Genomic DNA, 25,439 nt, shown 5'->3' on the forward strand with positions numbered 1-25,439 from the left:
TCGTCCTCTCCCGTGAATCACCCGAAAGCGGCCGCCGGACGCCGTGTAGGCGCCGAGTGGATTTCAGGCGATTTTTCTTGCTTCCGAACTTTCCAGATAGGCTTTCAGACCGCCGCCGAGCGAGGCGACGCTGGTATAGCCCAGTTGCTGCAGCACGTCGGCGCCGATGGCCGAGCGGTGGCCTATGGCGCAATAGACCAGAACCGGTGTGGATTTACCCGGCACGGCGGCCTCGATGGCGGTTTCCAGCGGCCCTAAGCTGACGAGTATCGCCCCCGGAATCTTTCCGGCCGCAAACTCCTTTTCCTCGCGGACGTCGACGATCGCCGCGCCCAGTTCGATCCAAGCGCGGGCGTCCTCCGGCGAGATTTCCTTGATGCGGGTCCGGGCTTCGTCGGCGCGCTTCAGAATGTCTTGTACGTATGGCATGGCTTTCACCTCTTGCTAGTTGTCTAGTCGAATGATTAAGCGGAACCGGCGCCGTCTTCCCGAAGCGCCGGCATCCTGCAGCCGGAAAACCGGGCTCCGCCGCCCCGGCTGCTCCGGTCATATCCGCGACCGGAAGAATCGCGCCGCGATCCCTGCGGCGCAGGGGTCAACGCTTGAGGATGCTACCCCCGCTCTGGATGCGGCGTACCGCATCGACCAGGGCATCGACATCCTCGCGGGTGTTGTACAAGGCCAGCGAGGGCCGCACCGTGGTCTCCAACCCGAACCGCCGCAGGATCGGCTGCGCGCAGTGATGGCCGGCGCGCACCGCGATGCCTTCCTGGTTCAGCGCCTTGCCGATGTCCTCGGAACGGAGCCCCGGCAACACGAACGACAGCACCCCGGCTTTTTCCGCCGCCGTACCGATCAAGCGCAGACCCGGCACGTTCAGCAACCCGGCGGTGGCGTATCCGAGCAGCTCGTGTTCGGCTCGGGCGATGTTTTCGATGCCGAGCCGCTCCACGTATTCCAGCGCCGCGCCCATGCCTACGGCATCGGCGATGTTGCCGGTGCCGGCCTCGAAGCGATGCGGGGCGGTATGGTAGATCGTGCGTTCGTGGGTCACGTCCTGGATCATGTTGCCGCCGCCGGCCTCGAAGCGATGCGGGGCGGTATGGTAGATCGTGCGTTCGTGGGTCACGTCCTGGATCATGTTGCCGCCGCCCTGCCAAGGCGGGGTGGTGTTGAGCAGGTCGAGCTTGCCGTAGACCGCGCCGATGCCGGTGGGACCGAAGATCTTGTGGGCGGAGAACACGTACCAGTCGACGTCCAGCGCCTGCACGTCCACCGCCGCGTGGGCGATGCCTTGGGCGCCGTCCAGCAGCACCCGTGCGCCGTGGCGATGGGCGATCTCGATCATCGTCTTGGCCGGCGTGATCGTGCCCAAGGCATTGGAGACCTGGGTGAAGGACGCCAGCTTGGTCCTGGAATTGAACAGCTTCTCGTACTCCTCCAGGATCACCTGGCCGCGGTCGTCCACCGGCGCCACCCGCAGCTTGGCGCCGGTCTCGGCCGCCAGTTGCTGCCAGGGCACGATGTTGGCGTGGTGCTCCAGCCAGGTGATGACGATCTCGTCGTCCTTGCCGATGTTGCGCCGGCCCCAGGACTTGGCGATCAGATTGATGCCTTCCGTGGTGCCGCGGACGAACACGATCTCGTCCTTGGTCGAGGCGTGCAGGAAGCGGGCGACGGTGTCGCGCGCGCCCTCGTAGGCATCGGTGGCGCGTGCCGCCAGCTCGTGCGCGGCCCGGTGGATGTTGGAGTTCTCGTGCCGGTAGAAATGCACCAGCCGGTCGATCACCGCCTGCGGCTTCTGCGTGGTCGCGCCGTTGTCCAGCCAGATCAAGGGCCGTCCGTGGACCTTCTCCTGCAGGATGGGAAAGTCCCGCCGGATGGCGTAGACGTCGAATCCCGGATGCGCCGAGGATTCGCCCGCGACCGGCTTAGGCTCCGCGGCTTCGACCCGCGGCAGCCCGCCCTGCCAGGTTTCCCCCAGGAAATATGGGGAAGCCCCAGCCGCCGGCGGCTGGGCGCCGACGTCCGGCACCGTGCCGAACGGTTCCTGCCCCCGCAGCGGCGCGGACGCCGCCGAGGCGCCGGGTATCGACGGCGGGATGCTCAGCCACGCCCCCACGACCAGCCCCAGATCCGGAATAGGCTCCAGATCGGCGTCGCGCGGCCGCAGATCCACCAGGGAGGCCCCCCGAGACGCAGACGGATACTCCGACGCCAGGAAGTAAGGACCGGCATCCGTAGGCAGATGACCGGCGCTGGGCGCGATCCCGATGCCCCCGGCGACCACCGCCGTCAAATCGCGGATATGGTCTTCGATCGGCGGGCCGAAGGCCGAGGCCGGCGAAATGGCCCCGGCAAACGGCTGCGCACCCAGCTCGATGCCTGGCGTCGCCGGAGCGGTCGAGCCCAGATGCTGGCCGGGCGCCGCGGTGCGTCCCGGCAGCGAACGCGGATCGGCGGGCAGCAGCGCGGAAGGCACGGTCACTCCCGTCGCCGGGTCCAGGCCCGGTCGATCCAGCCGCAACGCCGGCAGCGTTCCAGGCGTGCCGGGCTGGGCGCTCTGGAGAAAATACAGCAACGGCTCGGCACCGCCCGCCTGACCGGGATCGATCAAGGCCTGCGGACTCTGGCCCGTCGTCCCCGCCAATCCCGCCGGCAAGGTCCTCGACACATCCTCGCTGGGGAAGCCTGAAGACAGGCTGGACACGCCGGGCGTCGGGACCTGCGCCGGGTCGAAGCCGGGCAGGACCGTAGACCCGACGTCGAAGGCCGAACCCGGATCGCCCACGCTGCTAAGGCTGGTAGTCATGATATTTCCCCACTTCGACGTTCTCGAGCACGGCGATCGCATCTTCCGTCAACACGGCGATCGAGCAGTACAAAGAGACCAGGTAGGAGGCGATGGCCTTGCGGCTGATGCCGGTGAACTTCACCGACAGGCCGAGGCCTTGCTCGCCGGGCAAGCCCGGCTGATACAGGCCCACGACGCCTTGGCGGTTCTCGCCGGTGCGCAGCAGCAGGATTTGGGTCTTGCCGTCCGTGACCCTGAGCTTGCTGGTCGGAATCAGCGGAATGCCGCGCCAGGTGATGAACGAGGAGCCGAACAGGGTCACGGTGGCCGGCGGCACGCCGCGGCGGGTCGCTTCCCGGCCGAATGCCGCGATCGCTTGAGGGTGCGCCAGGAAGAAGGCCGGCTCCTTCCACACCTTGGTGATCAGCTCGTCCAGATCGTCCGGCGTCGGCGCACCGGTCAAGGTGGAAATGCGCTGCTCCGGCACGATGTTGTTGAGCAGGCCGTATTCCTTGTTGTGGAGCAGCTCTTCTTCCTGCCGCTCCTTGATGGTCTCGATCGCCAGCCGCAGCTGCTGCTGGATCTGGTTGTGGGGGCTGCTGTACAGATCGGAGACCCGCGTATGGATGTCGACCAGGGTCGTCACGGCGCTGAGAAAATATTCGCGCGGATTATCCTGGTAATCGACGAAGGTCTGCGGCAAATCGCTTTCGTCTCCGCGCTGGGAAATGGCGATGGCCGTTTCCACGCGGGTCGAGTCGATCACCCGGTTCACGCGGTAGATGCCCGCTTCCACGCCCACCCAGGGCAGCAGATGGACCAGCCAGCGCGGCGTGATGGGGGGCAGTTGCGGAACGGTCTTGGTGGCATCGGCAAGCTGGCGGGCCGCCAGATCGCCCAAGGCCAACTGCTTCGAGTCGAGTTCAGCCATGATCTTCTTCCTGAATGATGAGTCGTTAGAGAATCGCGGACTTTGCGGGCCGCGACTACTTACTGTAGGTGTCCTTGTAGTCGTGGTACTTGCCGACCTCGACGTTTTCCAGCACCGCAACCGCATCTTCGGTCAGCACCGCCAGGGAGCTGTACAGCGAGACCAGATAGGAGGCGATGGCTTTGCGGCTGATGCCGGTGAACTTCACCGACAGGCCGAGACCCTGCTCGCCGGGCAGGCCGGGCTGGTACAGGCCGACCACGCCTTGGCGGCTCTCGCCGGTACGCAGCAACAGGATTTGGGTCTTGCCGTTTTCGATCTTGAGCTTGTTGCTCGGCACCAGCGGGATGCCGCGCCAGGTGATAAAAGACGATCCGAACAAGTTGACGGTGGCCGGCGGCACGCCGCGGCGCGGCGCGTCGCTTCGCGCCCGAAGGCCGCGATGGCCTTGGGATGCGCCAGGAAGAAGGCCGGTTCCTTCCAGACCTTGGTGATCAGCTCGTCCAGATCGTCCGGTGTCGGCGCGCCGCTCAGCGTCGAAATGCGCTGCTCGGGCGCGATGTTGTGCAATAGCCCGTATTCCGGATTGTTGACGAGTTCGTCTTCCTGCCGTTCCTTGACGGTTTCGATGGTCAGGCGCAGCTGCTGCTGAATCTGGTCGTGCGGGCTGCTGTACAGATCCGAAACGCGGGTATGGACGTCCACCAGTGTAGTCACCGCGCTGAGGAAATATTCCCGCGGATTCTCGTCGTAGTCGACGAAAGTCTGCGGCAGGTCGCTCTCATCCCGCTGCGAGCAGGCAGTCAGCACACGGGATGCGTCCAGCACCCGGTTCACACGGTAGATGCCAGCCTCCACGCCCACCCAGGGCAGCAGGTGCACCAGCCATCGGGGCGAGATAGTGGACAGCTGGGGGACAGTCTTGGTGGCATTGGCCAACTGACGGGCCGCGGCATCGCTCAGAGCCAATTGTTTCGCTTCTATTTCAGCCATTTCTTAACTCCTTGAATAATGACGTGTTGATTGAACGGGAAGCCTCTATCGCCGTGGCTCAGCACTCCATCAGAAACGCTCTCCCTGATTCCTTGCCCAAAAAAAAGCCGACGCCCCCTATCGAGTGCGCCGGCTTCCGGTCGTCCGGTCAGCTACAGGCCTAAGTTCGCAATAAAAGAATATCAATAGGTGTTTTTATATCAGACGATTATTTTCGAATGATTTAAGTCTTACCGGCTATATGGGGTCTGCGCGCTCAAAACGAGGGATGGAAATGAACATCGTAGTTGTAGCGTACGGAAAACTGGACGCGCGGATCGTTGGCCGCATCGCCGTTCTTGTTCTCCCGCCTCGCCCACATCATTTCGATGCCGGCCAGGAACTTCGGCATCGGCGCATAAAGCAGGTTGACCGAGGCATACCGGCCGATATGGAAGGCATCGGGATTCTGCCCCCCCGAATTGTCCTGCAGCGTCTCGCTGTAACCGATGGACGAACTCCAGCGCTCGCTCCAGTAATGGTCGTAGTAGCCCAGCACGCCGAGCAGCGGCATGACCTGACCGCGCAGCATCGCCTGGGGCGCCAGATCGACGCCGCCGTCCTCGACATAGGAGGCGATGCCCTGGCCGTAGGCCACCTGGCCGAGCAACTGGTCCTTGCCGAAAGTCTTGAAGGCACCGGAAAAATTGAAACCCCAGCCGACGAAATTCTGAGATGGATTGCCGTTGCGCCGCCCGGTCACCTGGTAGCCGACGGAACGCAGCACGCCGGCGGCCTGGGCATGCCCCCAATCCCGGTCGGTGCGGATCTGGCCGACCAGATCGGGCCACTGGGTCTTGCTCGCCACCGTCTTGGCGAGATCCGGGTCCACCGTCTGAGCCTTGCCGGAGTCGATGGCGGAGTTGGGCGACTCCAAGGACATCGCCGCTGACCAGCCGGCACCCAAGTCCGGCGTCCAGCGCAACTGGGGCTGGCGCTGAAAGATCATGCCGCCCGGCCCCCAGTAGTCGATGATGTTGGGCCAGACGTCGGTGTCCATGAACACGCTCCAGGTTTGCCCTGCCCCGAACTGGCCGAGTTCGCCCCAGGCATGGCGGAGTCGGAAAGCGGTTTGGCCGGCGTTGGCGCCGACTCCGAACAAATCGAATTCGAATTTGGTCTTGATGTCGCCCAGCGCGGTGGGAAATAGGGTGTTCATGCCGAAGCGCGATTGGCGGGCGCTGAACGTGGTCTGGCCGCTGGTGCCGCAGCCCGGATCGTTGCCTTGCGGGGGGCAGTTCACCGGGATCATCGAGGCGCGGGTGGTCGCCTGCCAGACGGGGTTCTCGCGGCCCGCGTCGTAGATGGAATCGGCTTCGATGAAGCCGTAGAGATCCACCGTAGTTTGCTTGGTGTAGGTAATCTCGCCCAAACGGCCCGGCTCGGGCTCGGTGCGGAACACGTCGCCGGGATGGGCCTGCTTTTCAGCCCGCTGCGTATCGGGCGCCGCCGCCACGGACCGCGCCCAGGCCGCCTGGCGCGGCGACATCTCCGGCGTGGGCTTGGGCGAGGCCGCCGGTTGAACCTGGGCCGCCAGCGTGGCGACCAGTTGTTCCATGGCCTTCATGCGCGCCTCCATCTCCCGGTTCGAGCGCTGCATCGCTTCGAGCTGCGCCTTGAGATCGGCCACGAATTCCGCGGGATACGCCGCTCCGCTCGAGGCCAGCATGGCGCCCGCCAATGCGGCGGCAGACAACCGCGGGAGGTTTCCGTAGCCTTCCGGGAAGGAGCACAAGGAAGTCGAGCGAAGCGAGCGAGTGCGACGCCCCCCGCGAAGCCGTAGGCCCGGATGTTTTGTCGGAGTCTGCGGCTTCATCGCGTGTGGAGCCAAAACATAGGGGATCCGACACGGCGTCGAGTCATACTGACCTGCTCCCCGATTTAGTCCGAAACGGACATAGAGTCTGTGGTTAAAAATGTGTCTGCAAACTGATCTGGCGTCAGGTAAGCCAACGAACTGTGGGGGCGTTGCTCATTGTATTCCCGACGCCACTCCTCAATGACTTGGCGAGCATGGCGCATCGAGACGAACCAATGCTCGTTCAGGCATTCATCCCGGAATTTGCCGTTGAAGCTTTCGATGTAGGCGTTCTGCTGTGGCTTACCTGGCTGGATGAAGCTCAAGCACAGTCCTTGGCTATCGGCCCATTCATCCAAAGCCTTGCCGGCAAACTCGGGGCCGTTGTCGACGGTGACTGATTTGGGCAATCCGCGGATCTCTGCCAGCCGTTGCAGCACACCGACTACACGTCTGCCAGGCAGCGAAGTATCGACTTCGATGGCCAAGCACTGCTTCGTGAAGTCATCGACGATATTCAGGCACCGCAGCCGCCGACCATCGGCCAAACCGTCCGAAACATAGTCCATAGACCAACTCTCGTTAGGCGCCGATGGCGCGACCTTGATTTGGCGCTCCACGCCGGCAATGCGCTTCCGCTTTCGTTTGCGGACCATCAGGCCGGCCTCGTGATACACGCGATAGGTGCGCTTTCGGTTGATTTCCCAACCCTCTCGGCAAAGTAGCACGTGCAGCCGGCGATACCCATAGCGCCGCTTCTGCGCTGCCAATTCGCACAGTCGTTCCTTGAGCTCCTGGTCTGCTGGCCGCTTAGCTTCGTAGCGATACAGCGACCGAGAAATACCGATCAGCCCACAAGCCCGCGTGACGCCCATCTGGTGCTTTGTCATCAGATGGGAGACCGCCGCCCTCTTGGCTTGTGGGCTTACCACTTTCGGCCTACAACCTCTTTCAACGCAGCATTGTCCAGCATCGCCTCCGCCAGCAGGCGCTTGAGCCGGGCATTCTCGGTCTCCAGTGCCTTGAGCCGCTGCGCATCCGACACTGTCAGGCCGCCGTATTTCGCTTTCCAGTTGTAGTACGTCGCCTCGCTGAGCCCGTGCTTGCGGCACAGCTCCGCTACTTTTAGGCCGGCTTCGGCTTCCTTCAGGATGCCAATGATCTGTTCTTCGGTGAAACGCTTCTTCATGCCGCCTCCTATCGAGGCAGACTCTACATCACGACCGGACTAATCTCGGGGAGCAGGTCAATACATGGTCGCCCCAGTATGACAAGCGTTTCGTACCGAAGTTGAGAAAGGGGAGAATGCAGCCATACATTTGGACTCGTGTGGAAGGGTGACCCTCGGTCCCGGATGGAATCTGCGGGTTGGGGCCTTATCACTGTGCCGCGCTGGATGCGCCATGACTCTAGCAGGTTCGCCCAACGCCGGTCTCGCCGGCTCGCCATCGGTTCGGATCACCTAAGCATTCATGTGGCGGGAAAGCCCTCCGTTAAACTCGGGTGGGTCCAATCGTCAAATGGAGAAACTTCAGGCGGTGGCCGCTTGCGGCACATCACTTGGCCGATAGTCCTGGTCGTGCGCCAAGAGCGCGAAGGCGATGCGGACGTTTTTGTGAGCCAAGGCCACCGCCGCGATGTTGGGTTGACGCCGATCGGCCAGCCGCGTCAGCCAGGCGGCGTTGACGTCCGCTCTCCGCTGAGCGGTGCGGAGAGCCGAACGCGCCCCATGAATCAGCAACGTTCGGAGATAGGTATCGCCACGCTTGCTGATGCCGAGGAGCCGGGTTTTGCCGCCGGTGGAAGACTGCTTCGGTACCAAGCCCAGCCAGGCCGCCAATTGCCGGCCGTTGGCGAATCCCCGGATGTCGCCGATCGAGGCTAACAGTGCGGTGGCGATGAGCGGACCGATGCCGGGAATCTGCGCCAGTCGGCGGGACACGGGGTTCGCGCCGTGGACCGCCTCGATGCGCTGGGTCAGGTCATCCACCTGGCGATTCAGTTCAGCGAGATGAGCCCCCAACGTGTGGAGGAGCTCCCGGAAGGCGCCGGGCAGATCGTTCTCGGCATCCTCCAGAATTTCAGGAAGACGCTGCTTCAAGGTGGCCAGTCCCTTCGGGACCACCAGGCCGAATCCGGCGAGAAGGCCGCGGATCTGGTTGGCCTGCGCGGTTCGTGCGGTGACGAAACCCTGGCGAGCGCGGTGCAGAGCCAACAGTGCCTGTTGCTCGGGCGCCTCGATGGAGACGACACACACGGAGGGCCGGGACACCGCCTCGCAGATGGCTTCCGCGTCGGCGGCATCGTGCTTGTTGGCTTTGACGTAAGGTTTCACGAATTGCGGCGCCATCAGCTTGACCGTGTGGCCCAAGACCGTCAGGCGCCGAGCCCAATCATGGGCGCCGCTGCAGGCCTCGATGCCGATGAGACACAGCGGGAGATTGGCGAAGAACGGCAGAACTTGATGACGCTTGAGCGCCTTACGGATCACGGGCTTGCCCCGGGTATCCACCGCATGGACCTGGATCACGTGCTTCGCGATGTCGAGACCTACAGTGGTGATGATGGGCGTGGTCATGGAATGCTCCTTATCAGTAGCGTGCAAGGGGAAGCCCCAAGGTGGCACGACGGTGCCGGTTAAGGAAGGGGCGACCATCCCATTATTGTGGGAGCCTTGGCGGAGTGCGTCGCGGAGAGACGGACGGAGCCGAGGCGGACGCCGGACGGCGCGGGCCACCGAAGGCAAAGGCGTCGCCACAATTTGCTCCCGAGGGTGACTGGGATGTCCCGTCGGGTTTCGCAAGAAATGGCGACCCTCAAGATGACCCAGAAAATGCCTGGGTTTCGAAACCCCAGCCGAAGACTTTCAGCGGGATATCCTCGACTCAAAATGCTCTGTCGCACTTCAAATTTGAAACCGCCCTCCTTCACAAGCGCAGATATCGTATCTTCCGGCATGCTGGAAGCCCTAAATCGGTCCAAAACCCCAGGTGTCCGATCGCATAAAGGCCGGCCGCCGGGTCGGTACCCGGCGACATACCAGCCCCCAATCAATACAACCGCATCTGAATGATCCCGAACAGGCTACCGGTGTATAGGGTGCCGTCCGGCGCCAGGCTCAGAGGCGCGTAGTGGTTGTTGTAAAGGAAATTATCGCTGGCGCCCCCGATTTGCACCGAGAACAGCGATTTATTCAAATCGTCCGGCGCCAGCCCAGTCAGATACCAATAGCCGTCGATACGCTTCTCGTACACATAGACGACGCCGCTGTGCGAATTGCCCTTCGACACGACCGAGGGTACGGATATCTTTTTATTGACATCGCCAAGCACCGCCCCCGCGGGCGTGACGTCGATACGGGCAAAGCCCGGAGCCGTGATCTTCCTGCCGGTCACGGATTTCGGCCCGGTATAACCCCAATTATTCTCGACGAATAGTGCCACTCCAGACTGGGTGGGATAGGCAATTATGCTGTTTTCGTCCGCGCTCTTGTTAGTAGCGAACGGCTGGACCTGGCTGAACAAACGCGGTTCCTGGCCGACATCGGTTTCGGCGCGATAGATGTTGACATTCATCGGCGTGGCGTTGTCGGCAATGGTGACATAGCGGCGGTCCCCGAGAGTGAATACCGTCGGCGTCGTCCCGGATCCCTGGCTGATCTGGCCCGGCTTTTGTTCCTTGCCACGATCGTAGCGCTCCGACCAGTCGATCACTATCGATCCGGCGCGGCGGCCAAACCGATACAGCTTGTGCGTGGACACGACGTAAACGCCGCTTCCTTCATGTGCGCCGTCCCCTTCATCGACCGCAATGGAATTCGCAATCTCCTGGTAGTTCCAGGCATCGGAAGCGACGCGCACCCCATCGCCTTCGGGATCGTTCAGATCGAAGACCTGGACGCTGTCGTCCGGATCGATGTAGCCGACGATGCCCTGGCTGCTGACCCACCAGATATTCCCGGACTTGTCCGGCATGGCCGAATATAGTTCGTCGCCCTTCGGCAGAAAGCGGTTCAGGTTGACATCCCGCGCCGCTACGAAGGTTCCCGTCCCCGATGGCGAGCCCAGAAGAGGCTGGTAAACGACCAGATGGCCGTCACCTTGGACCACCACCGGGCGGTCCAAATCGTCCAGGTAGAAATAGCCTCCCCCGCCGGCGTTGGTAAGGCTGGTGCTCGCGGACGGCAGCTCTTTCGTTGCGAGCAAATGCATTTCCGGATCGAAGGCCAGCAACTGCTTTTTGCCTTGCTGACCGGGCACCGGATATCCATAACAGACCGAATAGAGATTGCCGGCCGCGTCAAAAGTATGCGTAAGGCATTCGCCGAACGGCACGATCTTTTTCGAGTGGGTCACGGGATTCACCGACACCCCATTGGTGACCAATTTTACGTCCGCACCCACCGCGGCGTTCGGACCGGGAACGGTGTAATTGTCACTCTGGTAGGAATCGTTATGCATGTTGCTGCGGTTATTCGGCGCAAGCCCCGGGTTCTGCCAAGTGCCATCGGAAAACACCGGCGCCGCGGCGAGGCTCAGTACGCTGGATAACATTAAATTACGTGAGGCTTTCATATCACTCCTAACAATCAATAGAAAAAACATCCCTATGTGCCAGCCTTTGTCAGGCACCTGTATTCAATAGAAACGACACGCCAACCCTTCGACCGCCCCAAGACCACAACTTATTAAGGACCATCAAAGTAGTTTCACATGCACCCCTACTCCTTAAGGGGAAGGACGGGAAGAGCTGATATTGAATTACCTTATTAACTATCGATATACTCAAATAAAGCTCAAAATCATGTGACATCCTGCAGACCACGGGCGCAGCCAGTCTGAACGGGGATCGTTCGGTATACGATTGGGTTTAAAAAAGCGAGGCCAGGCTGGTTTTATGTATCCGAGAAACCGCCTCCACAGCATTCTGCGCAAGACGCATTCAGGTAATTTGTCTGGCGTTGAACGCTTCCGTATAGGCTTTCAAGCCACCGGCAAGCGAGGCGACGCTGGCGTAGCCCAGCCGTTGAAGTGCATCGGCGGCACGTGCGGACCGGAATCCTAGACTGCAATATAATAGAACTGGCGTTGACTTAAGAGGCGCAACAGCCTCGATGGACGATTCCAGCCGGTCGAGCCCGACGCGTATCGCGCCAGGGATCCTTCCAGCCGCGAACTCCTGTTCATCCCGTACGTCGATGATCAGCGCCCCCAAGTCGATCCAAACCCGTGCATCCTCCGGCGGAATTTCCTTGGCGATGCGGATGGTGGCTTCATCGGCGCGTTTCAAAATGTCCTGGACATGTGGCATGGCGTTCACTCCGTTTCGATTTGACCAACCCGGCGGCCCCCGCCGCCGGTCCAGATAAAAAGCCCGCCCGTGGGGCCGGGCAGGTACCCCAAGAGGATGATGGGTAACTTCAAGAATTCGGGTCCGCCCCGGGGAATCCCGGAGCGGCTTCGGGCGCAGACCTATTTGTGTGCCTGGAATGGATGGTCGACGCTGGACTTTTTCGCGACCACATCAGCAGCCTTGGGCTCGCCGGCTACGGCCCGCTTGATCGCCAGTCGGGTCGCTTCGTAGTTGAAATCCTGGATCTTGGCGTCGTCTTCCGCCAGCCAGTGGATGAACACCCCGACGGAGATGAAGATGTCGTCGGCTTCGTCGGCGGGGATCGTGCCGTCTTCCACCGAATCGGCAACGGCCAGTGCCACGCCGCGCTGAGCCGGCCCGAAGATCTGGACCGCCTGCTTGCCGTTCTTGATGGTGACTTTGTTGTAAAGGATGGTGTGCGGCTTCACCGCTAGGTTAGGGGCGACCACGGCCAACAGAGTGGTGAACCCGTCCTTGTTGTTGACCAGCGCGTTGGCGAACGCGGTTTCGGCGGCACTGCCGCGCGGCCCCAGAATCAGGTCGATATGGGCGATTTCGTTGCCCTCGCCCACCAGTGCTTCGCCCACCAGCAATTTGTTGATTTTCCCCACTTCGATTTCCTCTCTTGAAAAGAACGAAAAAAATTTGGTTATCAAAGACATGTTTGTGTTCTCCATGGAATTCCCGAGTCGGAAGTCGTCCGGCATCCCCCATTGACTCAGGATTCCGATGAAGCGCGCCGGCATCGATGCATGCGATCTTGATCGCACTGGGGTTTATTCAAGTCGCGTGCCATTCATTGATGAATTGATAACTATTGGAAATATGCAGTCCGCCCCGTCCGGGTGCTGGCGAAGAGACACCGTCTGCTGACCCGCTGCTGCCATGGCACCACCAGGTGGACCAGCGTTGCCGGCATCGAAGACCGAAACCCCTTCCTGTTGACGAAGAAACAGCTTCGTGCTGGCCATCTGTTGCAAGTAAGCCAGAGACTGGACTCCAAAGGCCCATACACCCCCGCAATCCCTGCACTTACGGCTCATCGGCCGTATGGCATGCATCCTGCGCGAGGCGATGGGAGGCGATCCGCCACCCTTGAACATCACCCATGACAGGAATTCGATAGATGAACGCTTTGAGCCTGGCTTTCGACACCCAACGTCTCGCCGAAAAATACGAGGAGCTGAGTAGCGACCGCCAATTCGTGCAAGGCAAACACTTGGCCGAGGAATTGAGCATCGCTGCAGGGGAGCATGTCCTGGACATCGGCTGCGGCACCGGCTCCCTGGCCGAGCATGTCGCGGACCTCGTCGGCCCGGCCGGTTCGGTGGTCGGCATCGATCCCCTGCCATTGCGCATCGAGATCGCCAGGCGCAAAGCCAGACCGAATCTCTCCTATTTCGTCGGCAACGCCTACGCCCTGGACGAATTTTCCGAAGAAAACTTCGACGCCGTGTACCTGAACGCCGTGTTCCACTGGCTCTCGGAAAAGGAGGAACCACTGCAGCAAATCCGCCGTGTGCTCAAGCCGGGCGGCCGGCTGGGGCTGACCACCGGCTCCAAGGAGCATCCCAACCGCCTCCAGCAAGTCCGGCGCGAAGTGCTGGCGCGGGAGCCGTACAACGTCTTTCCCGAATCGCGCTCCGGCTCACCGCATTGGGTAAGCGTCCCGGAGCTGGTCTGGCTGCTGGACCGCACCGGATTTTCCATCGAAAAGGTAGAAGTCCGGGACAACCTCATCAGCCACAGCGACGCCGACGCCGCCATTGACTTCTCGCAGGCGAGTTCCTTCGGCAACTTCCTGGGCCATCTTCCCGACGAGCTGCGGGAGGAGGCGCTCCGGGAAATCAAGCAGGAACTCCACGCCTATCTGACACCAGACGGCATACGGCTGGAAGGCCGCCGCATCATTGCCGTTGCAGTAAGAAAGTAATCCCGAACGCTCACATACAGGAGACGCCAATGGGACAGATCAAATCCAGCAACGCAGGCCATTCGAAATCCGACCGCAAACTCACCGGAAATGTGCTCGTACTCGGAGGCGGACCGGCCGGAACCTGGGCCGCCATCAGCGCAGTCCGGGAGGGCGCCAGCGTGATTCTGGCCGACAAGGGCTTTTGCGGCACCAGCGGCGCGACGGCGCCTTCCGGCACCGGCGTCTGGTACGTTCCGCCCGATCCGGAAGCGCGCCGTCAGGCCCGCGACAGCCGGGACGCCTTGGGCGGTTATCTGGCCGATCACCGCTGGGTGCACCGGGTGCTCGATCAGACTTACAGTGCAGTCAACGAACTGGGCGCCTGGGGGTATCCGTTCCCGAAAGATCCGCACGGCCGGCCCCAGCGCCGCAGCCTGCAAGGCCCCGAATACATGCGGCTGATGCGCAAGCAGGTCCAGCGCGCCGGCGTCCAAATTCTGGACCACAGCCCGGCGCTGGAACTGCTGGCCGACGCCGAAGGCCGGGTCGCGGGCGCCGCGGGCATCAACCGCCAGACCGGAGAACGCTGGACGGTGGAAGCCGGGGCCGTGGTCGTCGCCACCGGCGGCTGCGCCTTCCTCAGCAAGGCGCTGGGATGCAACGTGCTGACCGGCGACGGCTATCTGTTCGCCGCCGAGGCCGGCGCCGACCTCTCCGGCATGGAATTCTCCAATGCCTACGGCCTGGCCCCGGCGTTCTCCTCGGTCACCAAGGGCCTGTTCTACAACTGGGCCAATTTTTATTACGAGGACGGCACCGAAATCGAAGGGTCCGGCGCCCACCAGGGCCGCTCGGCCATCGCCCGGACCCTCTTGAGCCAGCCGGTTTACGCCCGTCTGGACCGTGCCACGGACGACATGCGGGCCTGGATGCGCGCTGCCCAGCCCAATTTCTTCCTGCCTTTCGATCGCTTGGGTATCGACCCCTTCACCCAACTGTTCCCTGTCACCCTGCGCCTGGAAGGCACGGTGCGCGGCACCGGCGGCATCCGCATCGTCGACGACCAGTGCGCCACGACCGTACCCGGCCTCTACGCCGCCGGCGACGCCGCCACCCGCGAACCGATCTGCGGCGCCTTCACCGGCGGCGGCAGCCACAACGCGGCCTGGGCGATATCTTCGGGCATCTGGGCCGGCCAGGGTGCAGCGCGGCATGCCAGACGTCATCCCGGAAAACAGCTCAGGCTGGTCCACCTGGGTGAAGCCGGCCTGCAACCCCAGGCGGCCGGGCTGTCGGGCTTGACCGCCCCGGAGGCCGTAGCTGCGGTGCAAGCCGAGGTCTTTCCCTTCGAGAAGAACCTGTTCCGCACCGGGCCGGTCCTGTCGGAATCGCTGCGGAAACTGGACGGGCTGTGGAAAAACATCCGCCGCGGCCTCGCGCCCGCCGATCCGCTCCGGGCACGGGAAGCCGCGGCCATGGCGGCGACCGCCCGCTGGATGTATGCCAGCGCCCTGGCCCGCACCGAAAGCCGCGGCATGCACAAGCGCGAGGATTACCCGGAGCGCGATCCCCGCCTCCATCACCGGTTGATCAGCAGCGGCCTCGATCGGGTCCAAGTGCGTCCCGAAGCAGTGGAACGGGCGGAGGAGGCGCTGGCCTCATGATCGAACTGCTCAGCCAAACCCGCTGCATTGCGTGCAACATCTGCGTCAGGGTCTGCCCTACCAACGTGTTCGCCGAAATCGCAGGAAACCTCCCGGTCATCGCCCGCAAGCACGACTGCCAGACCTGCTTCCTGTGCGAGGCTTATTGCCCGGTGGACGCGCTGTACGTCGCCCCGCAGGCGGAAGAGCCGGTCGAGGTCGATGAGACCGAGCTGGCCGATGCCGCGCTGCTGGGCAGCTACCGCAGCGCCATCGGCTGGGCCAAGGAGCGAGGCCGGGGCGCAGATTCGGATCTAAGCTGGAGGCTGTTGCAGACCATGCGCTGACAGCGCCTAAGAATTGCGCCGAACCGAACAAATGAGAATGGGCGCGGCCACCGACAGGAAGCCGCCGACGGCAGCGATGAGCCAGTCGTCGCGATGCAAAGGCTGCAGGTGCAGATAGCTCGCCAACACCGGCGTCTGCACCAGCAGCCCGGTCAGCACTAAAGTCGCCAAGGACATGAACCAGGCAGCTCCGGTGCGCAGCCGGCTCAACACCGCCGTGATCGCGGCGCTGGCACAGGACAGCACCACCATGGCCATGGCCCGGGCATGCTCGACGTTGCGGCCGGGCAGCAGGCTGCGGTCATAGCTCCAGATGATCAACGCCGTCAGCAGGGCGCCGGCCAGGGCGATCATGACCCACTCCATCGTGCCGAAAAACCGCTTTGCCTGCCGTCTGCGCACCGGTTGCAGCGGACCGCGCGCCGGCAGCTCCTGGAACACCAGCAGCGCCGTCGGGTGAATGATCGCCTCCAGCCAAACGATGTGGATGGGCAGATAGAGGATGGGATAGCCCGCGAGCGGAATGAAAGTCGCGGTGACGACCAGCGGGATGTGGATCATCAGGATGTACAAGAAGCTCATCTGTAAATTGCGGAACAGCTGCCGGCCTTCGGCGATGGCATGCACGATGGTGCTGAAATCGTCGTCCAGCAGGACGATGGAGGCGGCTTCTCTCGCGCTCCGTGTGCCGCGCCCGCCCATCGCCACTCCGATGTCGGCGGCCTGCAAGGCGGGCACATCGTTGACCCCGTCGCCGGTGACGGCAACGATTTCCCCTTCCGCCTTCAGGGCCCGCACCAGATCCAACTTCTGGGCCGGCAGGGCACGCGCCACTACGTCGACCTTTCCGAGGTCCGTGGTCGCGCCGTTCTCCAGCCGTTTCGCCATCTCGTCACCCGATAGGACCCCTGGGACAGGGTCACCCAGGCCGATTTCCCTCGCGACGCAGGCCGCCGTGGCCGGATGGTCGCCGGTGACCATGATGAGCCTTATCCCGGCTTCCCGGCATTGCCGGACGGCCTCGGGCACACCACCCCGAACCGGGTCTTCGCAGGCCAGCAGGCCGGCGAAGCTGCCGTTGCGGTCCGGCTCCCCGCCCGACCAGCGTTCACCCAATCTCCAGTAAACACAGGCAAGCACCTTGTGCCCTTGGGCGGCTAGGCGGTCGACCTGGTCGCTCCACTCGGCCCGCCGGGCGGAATCCAGGTCCGAGATCGCCAGCATGATTTCCGGCGAACCTTTGCTCGCCGCCAGAATCTCCCCGTCCAGCTTCAGCACGGCGGTTTCGCGCCGCCGCTGCTCGGTATAGGGATACGTGGCGAGGATGGAATCCGGCGTCTTCCGGTCGGGCGCGTCGGCCAGGCGCTCGATGATCGCCAAGTCCATGGGATCGCCGGTTTCGGCCCGGCTGGCGAGCGCCGCCAGGTGCAGGAGCTCGGCGTCCGAACTCGTCTCCGCAGGATACAGATGCTCCAGCCGCAATCGGCCTTCGGTGATCGTGCCGGTCTTGTCCGAGCAGATGCAGGTGAGACGGCCGATATTTTCCACCGAGACCCCGCGCCGGACCAGCGCCTTCCGCCGGGCCAGCCGATACACTCCGACGCCCAGAAAGACCGTGAACACCACCGGAAACTCTTCTGGCAATGCCGCCACAGCCAAAGTCGCGGCGCTGACCAGGGCATCGACCCAGTCATGCCCCTGGCGCAACCGCACGCCGGCCAGGATCAGGCACAGCACCCCGGCGCTGACGACCAGTAAGCCGACCAGATGACCGATGGCGTTTTGCAGCGGCGTACGTTCACGGCCGCCTTGCGCCGCCGCGTGGACGATCTCCCCGTAAAGGGTCTGCGCGCCGGTATACACGACACGGAACTTGGCCTCGCCGGTCAGCAACCGGGTACCGGCGAACCCCCAATGCTCGCCCCCGATCCAGACCGCCTGCCCGGAAGACCGGGCCGCGGGCCAACGCGCCATCGGCCGCTTGGGCGCCGGCAAGGATTCGCCGGTCAGCGAAGATTCATCCGCCTGCAGGTTTTCGCCGCCGATGATCAGCCCGTCGGCGGGAAACGGTTCGCCGGTAGCCACCTGCACCCAGTCCCCCGGCACCAGCTCGACTGCGGGCATCTCCACCACAACGCCGTCCCGGATGACCCGTGCCTTCTGGGCCAGTTGGCGGCTCAGGCCTTCGGTGGAAGCCTGTGTGCGGCGATGCAGGAAAGCATCCATGCCGACGAGGGGAAGAATCGCCAGCAGCAAGGTCGCCGCCTCGGTATAGCTGCCCAAGGCGGCATAAACACCGCCGGTCCCGATCAGGAACCAGATCATCGGATCCTTCAGCGTCTCCTGCGCCAAACCGGCCCAGGGGTTGCCTACGACTTCCAGAATCTCGTTGGCCCCGTAACGAACTCGCCGGGCCGCCGCTTCGACGGCATCCAAGCCCTCGTCTTCTCTGGGCAGGTCGTTAAAGCGTGATGCTGAGACGTCTCGGCGCATGGCTTAGTGGGTTATTGGCGAACAAGATCACATGCTTCCATTATGGCCTCTATCTCTCTCGAACCGGACGTATCGCCATAATGTTCGCTTAATCGATCCCCCGCATGCTGGCCTCCGTCGCACATCCACAGGAGACCACCACACATGAAACAACGCATCCTGGTATGGGACCTTCCCACCCGAATCTTTCACTGGACCCTCGCGCTGAGCTTCGCCGGTGCTTATCTCACTGCCGAAAGCGAGCGCTGGCGGGATATCCACGTGCTGCTCGGCTACACCCTGGCCGGCCTGATCGCATTCCGCCTGATCTGGGGATTTACCGGCACACGCTACGCCCGCTTCGCCGAGTTCGTACGCGGCCCGTCCGCCATCACCCGATATCTGAAGAGTTTGGCCGACGGCAGGCCGGAGCATCATGTCGGCCATAACCCGGCAGGCGCGGTTTTCGTCGTTTTGCTGCTGCTCCTGGGCATCGCCAGCGGGGTTTCCGGCTGGATGGTGTTAGAGGACTCCGGCGGCGAATGGCTGGAAGAGGTACATGAATTCTTCTCCAATGCCATGCTGGCGGTAGTCGCCGTGCATATCCTGGGGGTCATCGTCAGCAGCCGCCTGCACGGCGAAAATCTGACCCTGGCGATGCTCACCGGCAGGAAGCAAGGCGAGGCCGGACAAGCCATCCCCAGCCCCCGTCCGCTGGCGGGGCTGTTCTTGCTGGCTGGCCTCCTGGGATTCTGGGGCTGGTCCGTCTACGATGCCGGAACGCACGCGGAAACCGCCCGGTCTTCGCTCTTCGGCTCGGCCGGGCCGCAAGAAAAGGATGAAGACGACGATTGAACCCCGACTCACAGAGATCGAAACCATGCGGATATTGCTCGTCGAAGACGACGCCTTGCTCGGGGACGGCCTGCGGGCCAGGCTGAAGCAGGCCGGGTTCTCCCCGGACTGGGTCCGGGACGGGCTCTCCGCTTGGCACGCGCTGAACACCGAAACCTTTGCCGCCCTGGTACTCGATCTGGGTCTGCCGAAACTAGCGGGCCTTGAACTGCTCAAACGGCTGAGGGAAGCAAAAAACCCGCTGCCGGTCCTGATCCTGACCGCCCGCGACGCGGTAGCCGACCGCATCGCGTGGCTCGATGCCGGCGCCGACGACTACCTCGTCAAGCCCTGCGACCTGGGCGAACTGGCGGCCCGCCTGCGTGCACTGATCCGCCGCAGCGCCGGCCAAGCGGCGCCGGCACTGGAAGTCGGCCCGCTGGTACTGGACCCGGCCGGCCACAGGGTCAGCTTCCGGGGCCAGCCGGTGGAGCTTTCGGGCCGGGAATTCGCACTGCTGCACGAGTTGGCCCAAGAAGCCGGACGCGTGCTGTCCAAGGAACAGCTCATCCAGCGCTTGTATCCCTGGGGAGAGGAGATCGAGTCCAACGCCATCGAGGTACACATCCATCACCTGCGCCGGAAACTCGCCGCGGATGCGATCGTCACGCTGCGCGGCGTGGGCTACATGATCCCAAGGGACTTGCGATGAAGCCGGCGGGCTCACTGCGCCTGCGCTTGCTGGTCGGCGTGCTGGCCACCGTGGCGGTCGCCTGGATCGCGGTGGCTGCGGCCGGCTATTTCAAGGCGAGGCACGAGCTGGACGAACTGCTCGACGCGCATCTGGCGCAATCCGCCTCCATCCTGCTGGCCCTGTTGGGGGAGGAAGCGGACGAGATCGAACTGGAACACACTCCCCGCCTTCACCGCTATGAGCGCCAGGTGGCTTTCCAAATCTGGGACAGCCACCGGAGGCTGCGGCTGCACTCGGCTTCCGCTCCGGCGGGCCGGCTATCCCCCGCCGACACAGGCTTCAGCACCCAGACCACGGAAGGTAAGCGGTGGCGAGTATTCAGCTTGCGCAGCACAGCCCAAGGGGTGCTGATCCAGGTCGGTGAACGCGTCGAAGCGCGGGAAGATGTCAGCGCTGAAATCGCCGAACAGCTGCTCGCCCCCTTAGGGCTCGCACTGCCCCTACTCGCCGGCATACTGGCGTTCGCCATCGGGCGGGGGCTCAAACCGCTCAACACAATGGCGCGGGAAATCTCGGCCCGTGACGCCCAACGGATGGAACCGATCCTGACGGAGCAGGCGCCCGCCGAAATTATTCCACTGGTGAACCAGCTCAATGCACTGTTCCTTCGTATCCAGCATTCGCTGGAAAACGAACGGCGTTTCATTGCCGATGCCGCCCATGAGTTGCGCACCCCGATCGCCGCCATCCGGGCCCAGGCGCAGGTCGCCCGGGCGGCCGCAGACGAGGCGGAACGACAACTAGCCCTGGACAAAGTGTTGGCCGGATGCGACCGCGCGACCCGCCTCACCGAACAGTTGCTGACGCTGGCACGCCTGGATGCGACCATCACGCCCCCCCCCGCCGCGCTCTGCGATCTCGCCCAAGCCGCACGTGTCGTCCTGACCGACTTGGGCCCTTCCGCCTACGACCGGGGCGTCGAACTCGAACTCGTCGCCCCCGCGCCGGTGTTCGTCCGCGGCGAAGAAACCCTGCTGCAGGTCATGGTGCGCAATCTGGTGGACAACGCCGTCCGCTACAGCCCCGGAGGAAGCCGAGTTGCGGTGCGGCTGTCCATGCAGAAGGAACAAGCCCGGCTCGAAGTCGTCGATCAAGGCCCCGGCATCCCGGCAGCCGAAAGAGAACAGGTCCTGCAACGGTTTTACCGGATCGTCGGCACCGAAGCGTCCGGCTCCGGGCTGGGGCTGTCGATCGTCGCCCGCATTGCGGACTTGCATGGCGCCCGTATTTCGATGAACGAGGGCGGAGGCGGGAAAGGGCTGAGAGTGGCGGTAAGTTTTCCCATCGACCACTCCCGTCCCGGTGTCTGAACGGCGCTGCCGCCCTCCCGGAAGGAGCCGGCAGCGCTTTCGCGGGGGATCAGGCCGACTTCGCCTGAAGCCGGGCCGCAGCATAGCGGTTCTCCGGGATCGGCAGTCCCAGGTTGCCGCGCAAGGTGGAAGCTTCGTACTCGGTGCGGAACAGCCCGCGCTTCTGCAGGATGGGGATGACCAGCTCCGCGAACTCGACCAGGCCGGTCGGATACGTCGGCGCCAGCAGGTTGAAGCCGTCGGCGGCGCCGTTGACGAACCATTCTTCCAGCTGGTCGGCGATGCTTTCCGGCGTGCCGTGGATGACGCGGTGGCCGCGGGCGCCCGCGACCCATTCGTAGAGGCCGCGGATGGTCAGGTTTTCCCTTGCCGCCAGTTCCAGCAGCAGGCGTTGACGGCTCTTGTTGTCGTTGGTTTCCGGCAAATCGGTGGGCACCGGACCGTCGAGGTCGTAGGCGCTCAGGGTGTCCAGGCCGCCCAATGTGCTCAGCAGGGACAGCCCGACCTTGGGATCGATCAGGGCGCGCAGCTGCTCCAGCTTGTCCTTGGCCTCCTGCTCGGTGCGGCCGATCACCGGGTAGACGCCGGGCAAAATCTTGATGTGGTCGGGGTTGCGGCCGTACCTGGGCGCACGGCTCTTGACGTCCTTGTAGAAGGCTTGTGCATCTTCCAGCGTCTGCCAGGCGGCGAAGATGGCATCGGCGTAGCGCGCGCCCAGTTCCTTGCCCGGCTCCGATGCGCCTGCCTGGACCAGTACCGGATGCCCCTGGGGCGAGCGCGGTACGTTCAGAGGCCCTCGCACGCTGTAGAACTCGCCCTTGTGGTTCAGCGTATGCAGCTTGTCGGGATCGGCGAAGACGCCGCTTGCCTTGTCGTAGATGAGGGCATCGTCTTCCCAGCTGTCCCACAGGCCTTTCACCACTTCGACGAATTCGGTGGCGCGGCGGTAACGGTCGCCGTGATCGGGATGGGCCTCCAGGCCGAAGTTGTAGGCGGCATCCCGATTGCCCGAGGTCACCACGTTCCAGCCGGCGCGGCCGCCGCTGATGAGATCCAGCGAGGCGTACTTGCGGGCGATGTGGTAAGGGTCGTTATAGGTGGTCGAGGCCGTCGCCACGAAGCCGATGTTCTTGGTCACGGCGGATAGCGCCGAGTACAGCGTGATCGGCTCGAAGCCCGGTCCGTGGCCGTCGCGGCGCAGCACTTCCTTGTCCGCGGAACGCGACCAGATGCCGTCGCTGTCGGCGGTGAAGATCGCGTCGAATTTGGCTTTCTCGGCGATGGCCGCGAGCTTCTTGAAGTGCTCGAAATCGGTCCCGCCGGCCGGGTGGGTATCCGGATGGCGCCAGGAAGCGGCATGGTGGCCGGTGGGGGCGAGGAACGCGCCGAGCTTGATTTGGCGTTTTTTGCTCATGAAGGTCTCCAGCAAGCTAAGGGGAATCGAGCCCGAGCCGCTTCGACGTGCGAATCGGGTCTTGCGTGTTGCCACACCTTTTCACTCCCCCAAAATCCATGCCATCGGAGCGATCGTCTTGAAACCGGCCGAATTTGCGGTTCAGTGAATGCCGGACAATGTCTGGGACATAGCGAGTGCCCCCGAGCCACCAACCGACCAGCAGTGAAGTGCTGATCGAATAGCAGCAGTGCCGTCTATCACTCCGGCGGAGGTCGACGCCAAGGCGTTAGGGGCCACCCAAACTCGGCCTTCCGCCGGCAGAACCGAGTCGCACCGGCTGATCCGAGCCGAAGCCCGCTTGTTCGCTTCGACTCCGCTCAGTGAACGGCTTAGCTTGGCGGTACTGCGGTTGATAGGGAACGGAACATGGCACGCATTCTGATGCAGCCAAACGCATCCAGCCAGCGAGGAGCCCGCTATCGACGCCCCCAACCCAAGCAGCTACGCCGGATCGACAGCCGGCGCCGGCTTTTCGCGCCATCGATTCCTGCTGGCGTTTTCGCTCCTGTCCGTGCTGATGGGCACCAGCGCCGGAACGGCGGTCGTCGTCGCCGCGCTTTACGGCCTGTCGCTGGGCGCGGACGAACGTATGCTGGGGCTCATCGCCGGCTCCCAGAGCATAGGCATACTGGTGATGGGCCTGCCGGTGGGCATTCTCGTCGACCGCTACGGCCCGACCCGGCTGTTCGTGCTGGGGAACCTGCTGGGCGGCACCGTCTACGGACTCATTCCGCTGGTTCCCACCGCCGAGTTCCTGCTGCAGTGCATGGCCCTCATCAGCTTCTTCATGCCGCTGCGTTTCGTTTCGCTCAACACCGTTTTCATGGAGCGGCTGCCGGCCATCGGCGTCAGCAAAGCCGGCTGGGCCCGCGCCGCCTACATGATGGGGCTGCTGCTGGTCGGCCCCTTGCTCGCCGCCAGGCTGACCGAATTGATGGATTTCCCGTCGATCTACCGGCTGATCGCCGCCAGTTTCGGCCTGACCGTGCTGATCTCGCCCATCGTCTTCGCCGATTGCGCCAAACCTGGACAAACCGTGAAGCGCCTGACCGTTCGGGAAGTCGGCACCGCGTTGGCCCTGCTGGGGCAGGACCGGCAGCTTCGGCGAGTTTGCTCCGCGGAATTCATGGTGCAGGCGCTCAACGCCTATTACGCCTTCTTCATCATCGTCATCGCCGTCGAAGTCCTCGGCCTGAGCCCGGAATCGGCGTCCGGGCTGGCTGCGGTGGAAGGCTGCAGCATGGTCGCCGCACTGCTTTTCCTGGGGCATCCCGTCAGCCGCATGAGCCCCCATTCGGTGTTCAGGATCGGACTGGCAGCGATCCTCACCGCCCTGCCCTTGCTGGGACTGGGCCGCAGCGCTCCCGTTTTGTGGGCCGGTGGGCTGCTGCTCGGCTTGGGGCTGGGGATGCTGCAGATCGTGGTGATCTCCCGCCTGGCCCGGGTCGGCGGCCGCTTCGGCCAAGGCAAGGTGTCCGGCCTGACTGCGGTGGTAGGCCCTTCCGGCTCATTCCTGGGAAGTCTGTTGGGCGGTGTGTTCGGGCATTCGCTGGGTCTGCAGGGCGTGTTCCTGCTGTTCGCCCCGTTGTTCGGGCTGGTCGTCTGGCCTCTGCTGTTCGGCCAAGACTCGCACCGGAACCGGGTGGCTAGCGCCGAGAATCCCCGCCACTGGACACTCAGGCCTAGCCTTGCAGCGGCGCTGGCCATCGCCCTCGTTGCCGGCTCCTACCCGCCGCTGCCGTCGGACCTCGCCGCGCTGGAAGGCAAGGCCGCCGAGCTGTGGCTGAAACTGCGTTCCGCACTCGAGCCGAAACCCGCATCCGCCGCCGCCCGCCCCTACCCACAACCGATTTAGCCGGTTTTCCGGCCCACACCGCAAACAGGAGCACAGCTATGGATCTCGAACTCAAAGGCAAACGCGCCATCGTTACCGGCGGCAGCCGCGGCATCGGCAAAGCCATCGCCAGACAGCTCGCGCTCGAAGGCGCCGATGTGGTGATCGCCGCCCGCACCCGCAAACAGCTGGAACAGACGGCGGACGAATTGTCCAAGGAAACCGGCCGAAGGGTCATCCCTGTGGTAGCCGATACCGGCGACGACGCGTCGGTCGAGCGGCTGATCGCCGCCACGGTGGCCGAACTGAGCGGCGTCGACATCCTGGTGAATAACGCGGCGGTCCCCGGCGGCATTTCACCCGCCACTCGGCTCGACCAGATCGTCAGCGACGAAGTGCTGGAAGACGTTAACATCAAGGTGGTCGGCTACCTGCGCACCGCACGGGCCGCGGCTCCCCACCTCGTCGCCAATGGCTGGGGACGCATCATCAACATCGGCGGGCTCGCTGTGCGCAAAGCGGGACGGCCCGTCGCATCGCTGCGCAACGTCGGCGTCGCGACGATCACCAAGAACTTGGCGGACGAACTGGGTCCCAAGGGCGTTAACGTTACGGTCGTGCATCCCGGAGCCACCCGCACGGAGGGTACCGATCCGGCACTGGAAGCCACATACGCCTCCGCTGTCAGTATCGGCCGCATCGTGGATGCGGAAGAAGTCGCCTGGGTGGTCGCCTTTCTGGCCTCGCCGAAAAGCGTATCGATCAACGGAGACGCGATCGCTACCGGCGGCGGAAGCGTCGGGGCAATCTACTACTGATCACTTTCCGAAGGGCGCGGAAGGCATTCTGCCTTCGGGGATTCCCTCCGACAGCCCTGGTTCCTTCCTATCGCTGAAAAAAGACCCGCCGAAGCGGGTCGAAGGAACGGAACTAAGGAACGCGTTGT

General features: G+C 63.6%; 20 protein-coding genes and 1 pseudogene. 8 read left to right on the plus strand and 13 right to left on the minus strand.

Annotated features, from left to right (window positions below; genetic code table 11):
• Positions 1-63: 63 nt before the first annotated feature.
• The 11 genes and pseudogenes from OOT43_RS02650 to fae all read right to left on the minus strand — a co-directional run bounded on the left by OOT43_RS02650 (position 64) and on the right by fae (position 12,539).
• On the minus strand, positions 64-429 hold the full coding sequence (locus OOT43_RS02650) for a rhodanese-like domain-containing protein (RefSeq protein ID WP_266023134.1): 366 nt from the start codon (positions 427-429) through the stop codon (positions 64-66).
• Between the two features lie 166 nt (positions 430-595).
• On the minus strand, positions 596-2,812 hold the full coding sequence (locus tag OOT43_RS20425; RefSeq protein WP_317134041.1) for an aminotransferase class V-fold PLP-dependent enzyme: 2,217 nt from the start codon (positions 2,810-2,812) through the stop codon (positions 596-598).
• Positions 2,796-3,725 (minus strand): family 2A encapsulin nanocompartment shell protein, encoded by a 930-nt coding sequence (locus OOT43_RS02660; protein ID WP_266023135.1) that lies wholly within the window; start codon positions 3,723-3,725, stop codon positions 2,796-2,798. The genes OOT43_RS20425 and OOT43_RS02660 overlap by 17 nt, the downstream gene beginning before the upstream one ends.
• A 55-nt stretch (positions 3,726-3,780) precedes the next feature.
• The gene (locus tag OOT43_RS20430) at positions 3,781-4,128 is read right to left on the minus strand and encodes a hypothetical protein (RefSeq protein ID WP_317134042.1); all 348 of its coding nucleotides are present in this window, start codon (positions 4,126-4,128) and stop codon (positions 3,781-3,783) included.
• 62 nt (positions 4,129-4,190) lie between these two features.
• A pseudogene (locus tag OOT43_RS20435) lies at positions 4,191-4,718 on the minus strand (hypothetical protein); the annotation flags it as partial.
• Between the two features lie 256 nt (positions 4,719-4,974).
• Positions 4,975-6,453, minus strand: coding sequence for a DcaP family trimeric outer membrane transporter (locus tag OOT43_RS02670; protein ID WP_266023136.1), 1,479 nt, complete (start codon positions 6,451-6,453; stop codon positions 4,975-4,977).
• Between the two features lie 185 nt (positions 6,454-6,638).
• Positions 6,639-7,744, minus strand: a protein-coding gene (locus OOT43_RS02675; RefSeq protein WP_394358030.1) for an IS3 family transposase whose coding sequence is annotated in 2 segments (ribosomal slippage) — positions 6,639-7,486 and positions 7,486-7,744 — 1,107 coding nt in all. Because the reading frame shifts where the segments join, the coding sequence is not laid out codon by codon here.
• A 342-nt stretch (positions 7,745-8,086) separates the two neighbouring features.
• Positions 8,087-9,133, minus strand: a complete 1,047-nt coding sequence (locus tag OOT43_RS02680) for an IS110 family RNA-guided transposase (RefSeq protein ID WP_266023138.1) — start codon at positions 9,131-9,133, stop codon at positions 8,087-8,089.
• 472 nt (positions 9,134-9,605) lie between these two features.
• Entirely contained in the window at positions 9,606-11,186 is a 1,581-nt protein-coding gene (locus OOT43_RS02685; protein ID WP_266023139.1) for a hypothetical protein, read from the minus strand.
• Between the two features lie 310 nt (positions 11,187-11,496).
• Positions 11,497-11,865 (minus strand): rhodanese-like domain-containing protein, encoded by a 369-nt coding sequence (locus OOT43_RS02690; RefSeq protein ID WP_266023140.1) that lies wholly within the window; start codon positions 11,863-11,865, stop codon positions 11,497-11,499.
• Between the two features lie 161 nt (positions 11,866-12,026).
• Positions 12,027-12,539, minus strand: a complete 513-nt coding sequence (fae, locus tag OOT43_RS02695; RefSeq protein ID WP_266024980.1) for a formaldehyde-activating enzyme — start codon at positions 12,537-12,539, stop codon at positions 12,027-12,029.
• A gap of 515 nt (positions 12,540-13,054) precedes the next feature.
• Here fae and OOT43_RS02700 point away from each other — a divergent pair.
• From OOT43_RS02700 to OOT43_RS02710, 3 genes are read left to right on the plus strand one after another with little or no spacing between them, the layout of a single operon-like run.
• Positions 13,055-13,861, plus strand: a complete 807-nt coding sequence (locus OOT43_RS02700; protein ID WP_266023141.1) for a class I SAM-dependent methyltransferase — start codon at positions 13,055-13,057, stop codon at positions 13,859-13,861.
• A gap of 29 nt (positions 13,862-13,890) precedes the next feature.
• Entirely contained in the window at positions 13,891-15,507 is a 1,617-nt protein-coding gene (locus OOT43_RS02705; protein WP_266023142.1) for an FAD-dependent oxidoreductase, read from the plus strand.
• On the plus strand, positions 15,504-15,833 hold the full coding sequence (locus tag OOT43_RS02710) for a 4Fe-4S binding protein (RefSeq protein WP_266023143.1): 330 nt from the start codon (positions 15,504-15,506) through the stop codon (positions 15,831-15,833). Before OOT43_RS02705 ends, OOT43_RS02710 begins: the two co-directional genes overlap by 4 nt.
• Positions 15,834-15,839: 6 nt before the next feature.
• Here OOT43_RS02710 and OOT43_RS02715 read toward each other — a convergent pair whose 3' ends face one another.
• Positions 15,840-18,326, minus strand: a complete 2,487-nt coding sequence (locus tag OOT43_RS02715) for a cation-translocating P-type ATPase (protein ID WP_266023144.1) — start codon at positions 18,324-18,326, stop codon at positions 15,840-15,842.
• Between the two features lie 144 nt (positions 18,327-18,470).
• Here OOT43_RS02715 and OOT43_RS02720 point away from each other — a divergent pair, with 144 nt between their 5' ends.
• The 3 genes from OOT43_RS02720 to OOT43_RS02730 are packed head-to-tail and all read left to right on the plus strand — an operon-like array spanning position 18,471 to position 21,203.
• A complete protein-coding gene (locus tag OOT43_RS02720) occupies positions 18,471-19,160 on the plus strand; it encodes a cytochrome b/b6 domain-containing protein (protein WP_266023145.1) in 690 nt (229 codons plus the stop codon).
• Entirely contained in the window at positions 19,144-19,851 is a 708-nt protein-coding gene (locus tag OOT43_RS02725; RefSeq protein WP_317134044.1) for a response regulator, read from the plus strand. The genes OOT43_RS02720 and OOT43_RS02725 overlap by 17 nt, the downstream gene beginning before the upstream one ends.
• Complete coding sequence (locus OOT43_RS02730) at positions 19,848-21,203, plus strand: ATP-binding protein (protein WP_266023147.1); 1,356 nt, start codon at positions 19,848-19,850, stop codon at positions 21,201-21,203. The genes OOT43_RS02725 and OOT43_RS02730 overlap by 4 nt, the downstream gene beginning before the upstream one ends.
• A 49-nt stretch (positions 21,204-21,252) precedes the next feature.
• On the opposite strand, the gene OOT43_RS02735 is transcribed toward OOT43_RS02730, so the two are convergent.
• Positions 21,253-22,617, minus strand: a complete 1,365-nt coding sequence (locus tag OOT43_RS02735; RefSeq protein ID WP_266023148.1) for an LLM class flavin-dependent oxidoreductase — start codon at positions 22,615-22,617, stop codon at positions 21,253-21,255.
• Positions 22,618-23,170: 553 nt separating this feature from the next.
• Between OOT43_RS02735 and OOT43_RS02740 the strand changes: the two genes are divergently transcribed.
• Together OOT43_RS02740 and OOT43_RS02745 are read left to right on the plus strand one after the other, a co-directional pair.
• Positions 23,171-24,514, plus strand: coding sequence for an MFS transporter (locus tag OOT43_RS02740; RefSeq protein ID WP_266023149.1), 1,344 nt, complete (start codon positions 23,171-23,173; stop codon positions 24,512-24,514).
• Positions 24,515-24,552: 38 nt separating this feature from the next.
• Complete coding sequence (locus OOT43_RS02745) at positions 24,553-25,311, plus strand: SDR family NAD(P)-dependent oxidoreductase (protein ID WP_266023150.1); 759 nt, start codon at positions 24,553-24,555, stop codon at positions 25,309-25,311.
• Positions 25,312-25,439: the final 128 nt, after the last annotated feature.

The organism is Methylococcus mesophilus (assembly GCF_026247885.1).
Classification (GTDB): domain Bacteria; phylum Pseudomonadota; class Gammaproteobacteria; order Methylococcales; family Methylococcaceae; genus Methylococcus; species Methylococcus mesophilus.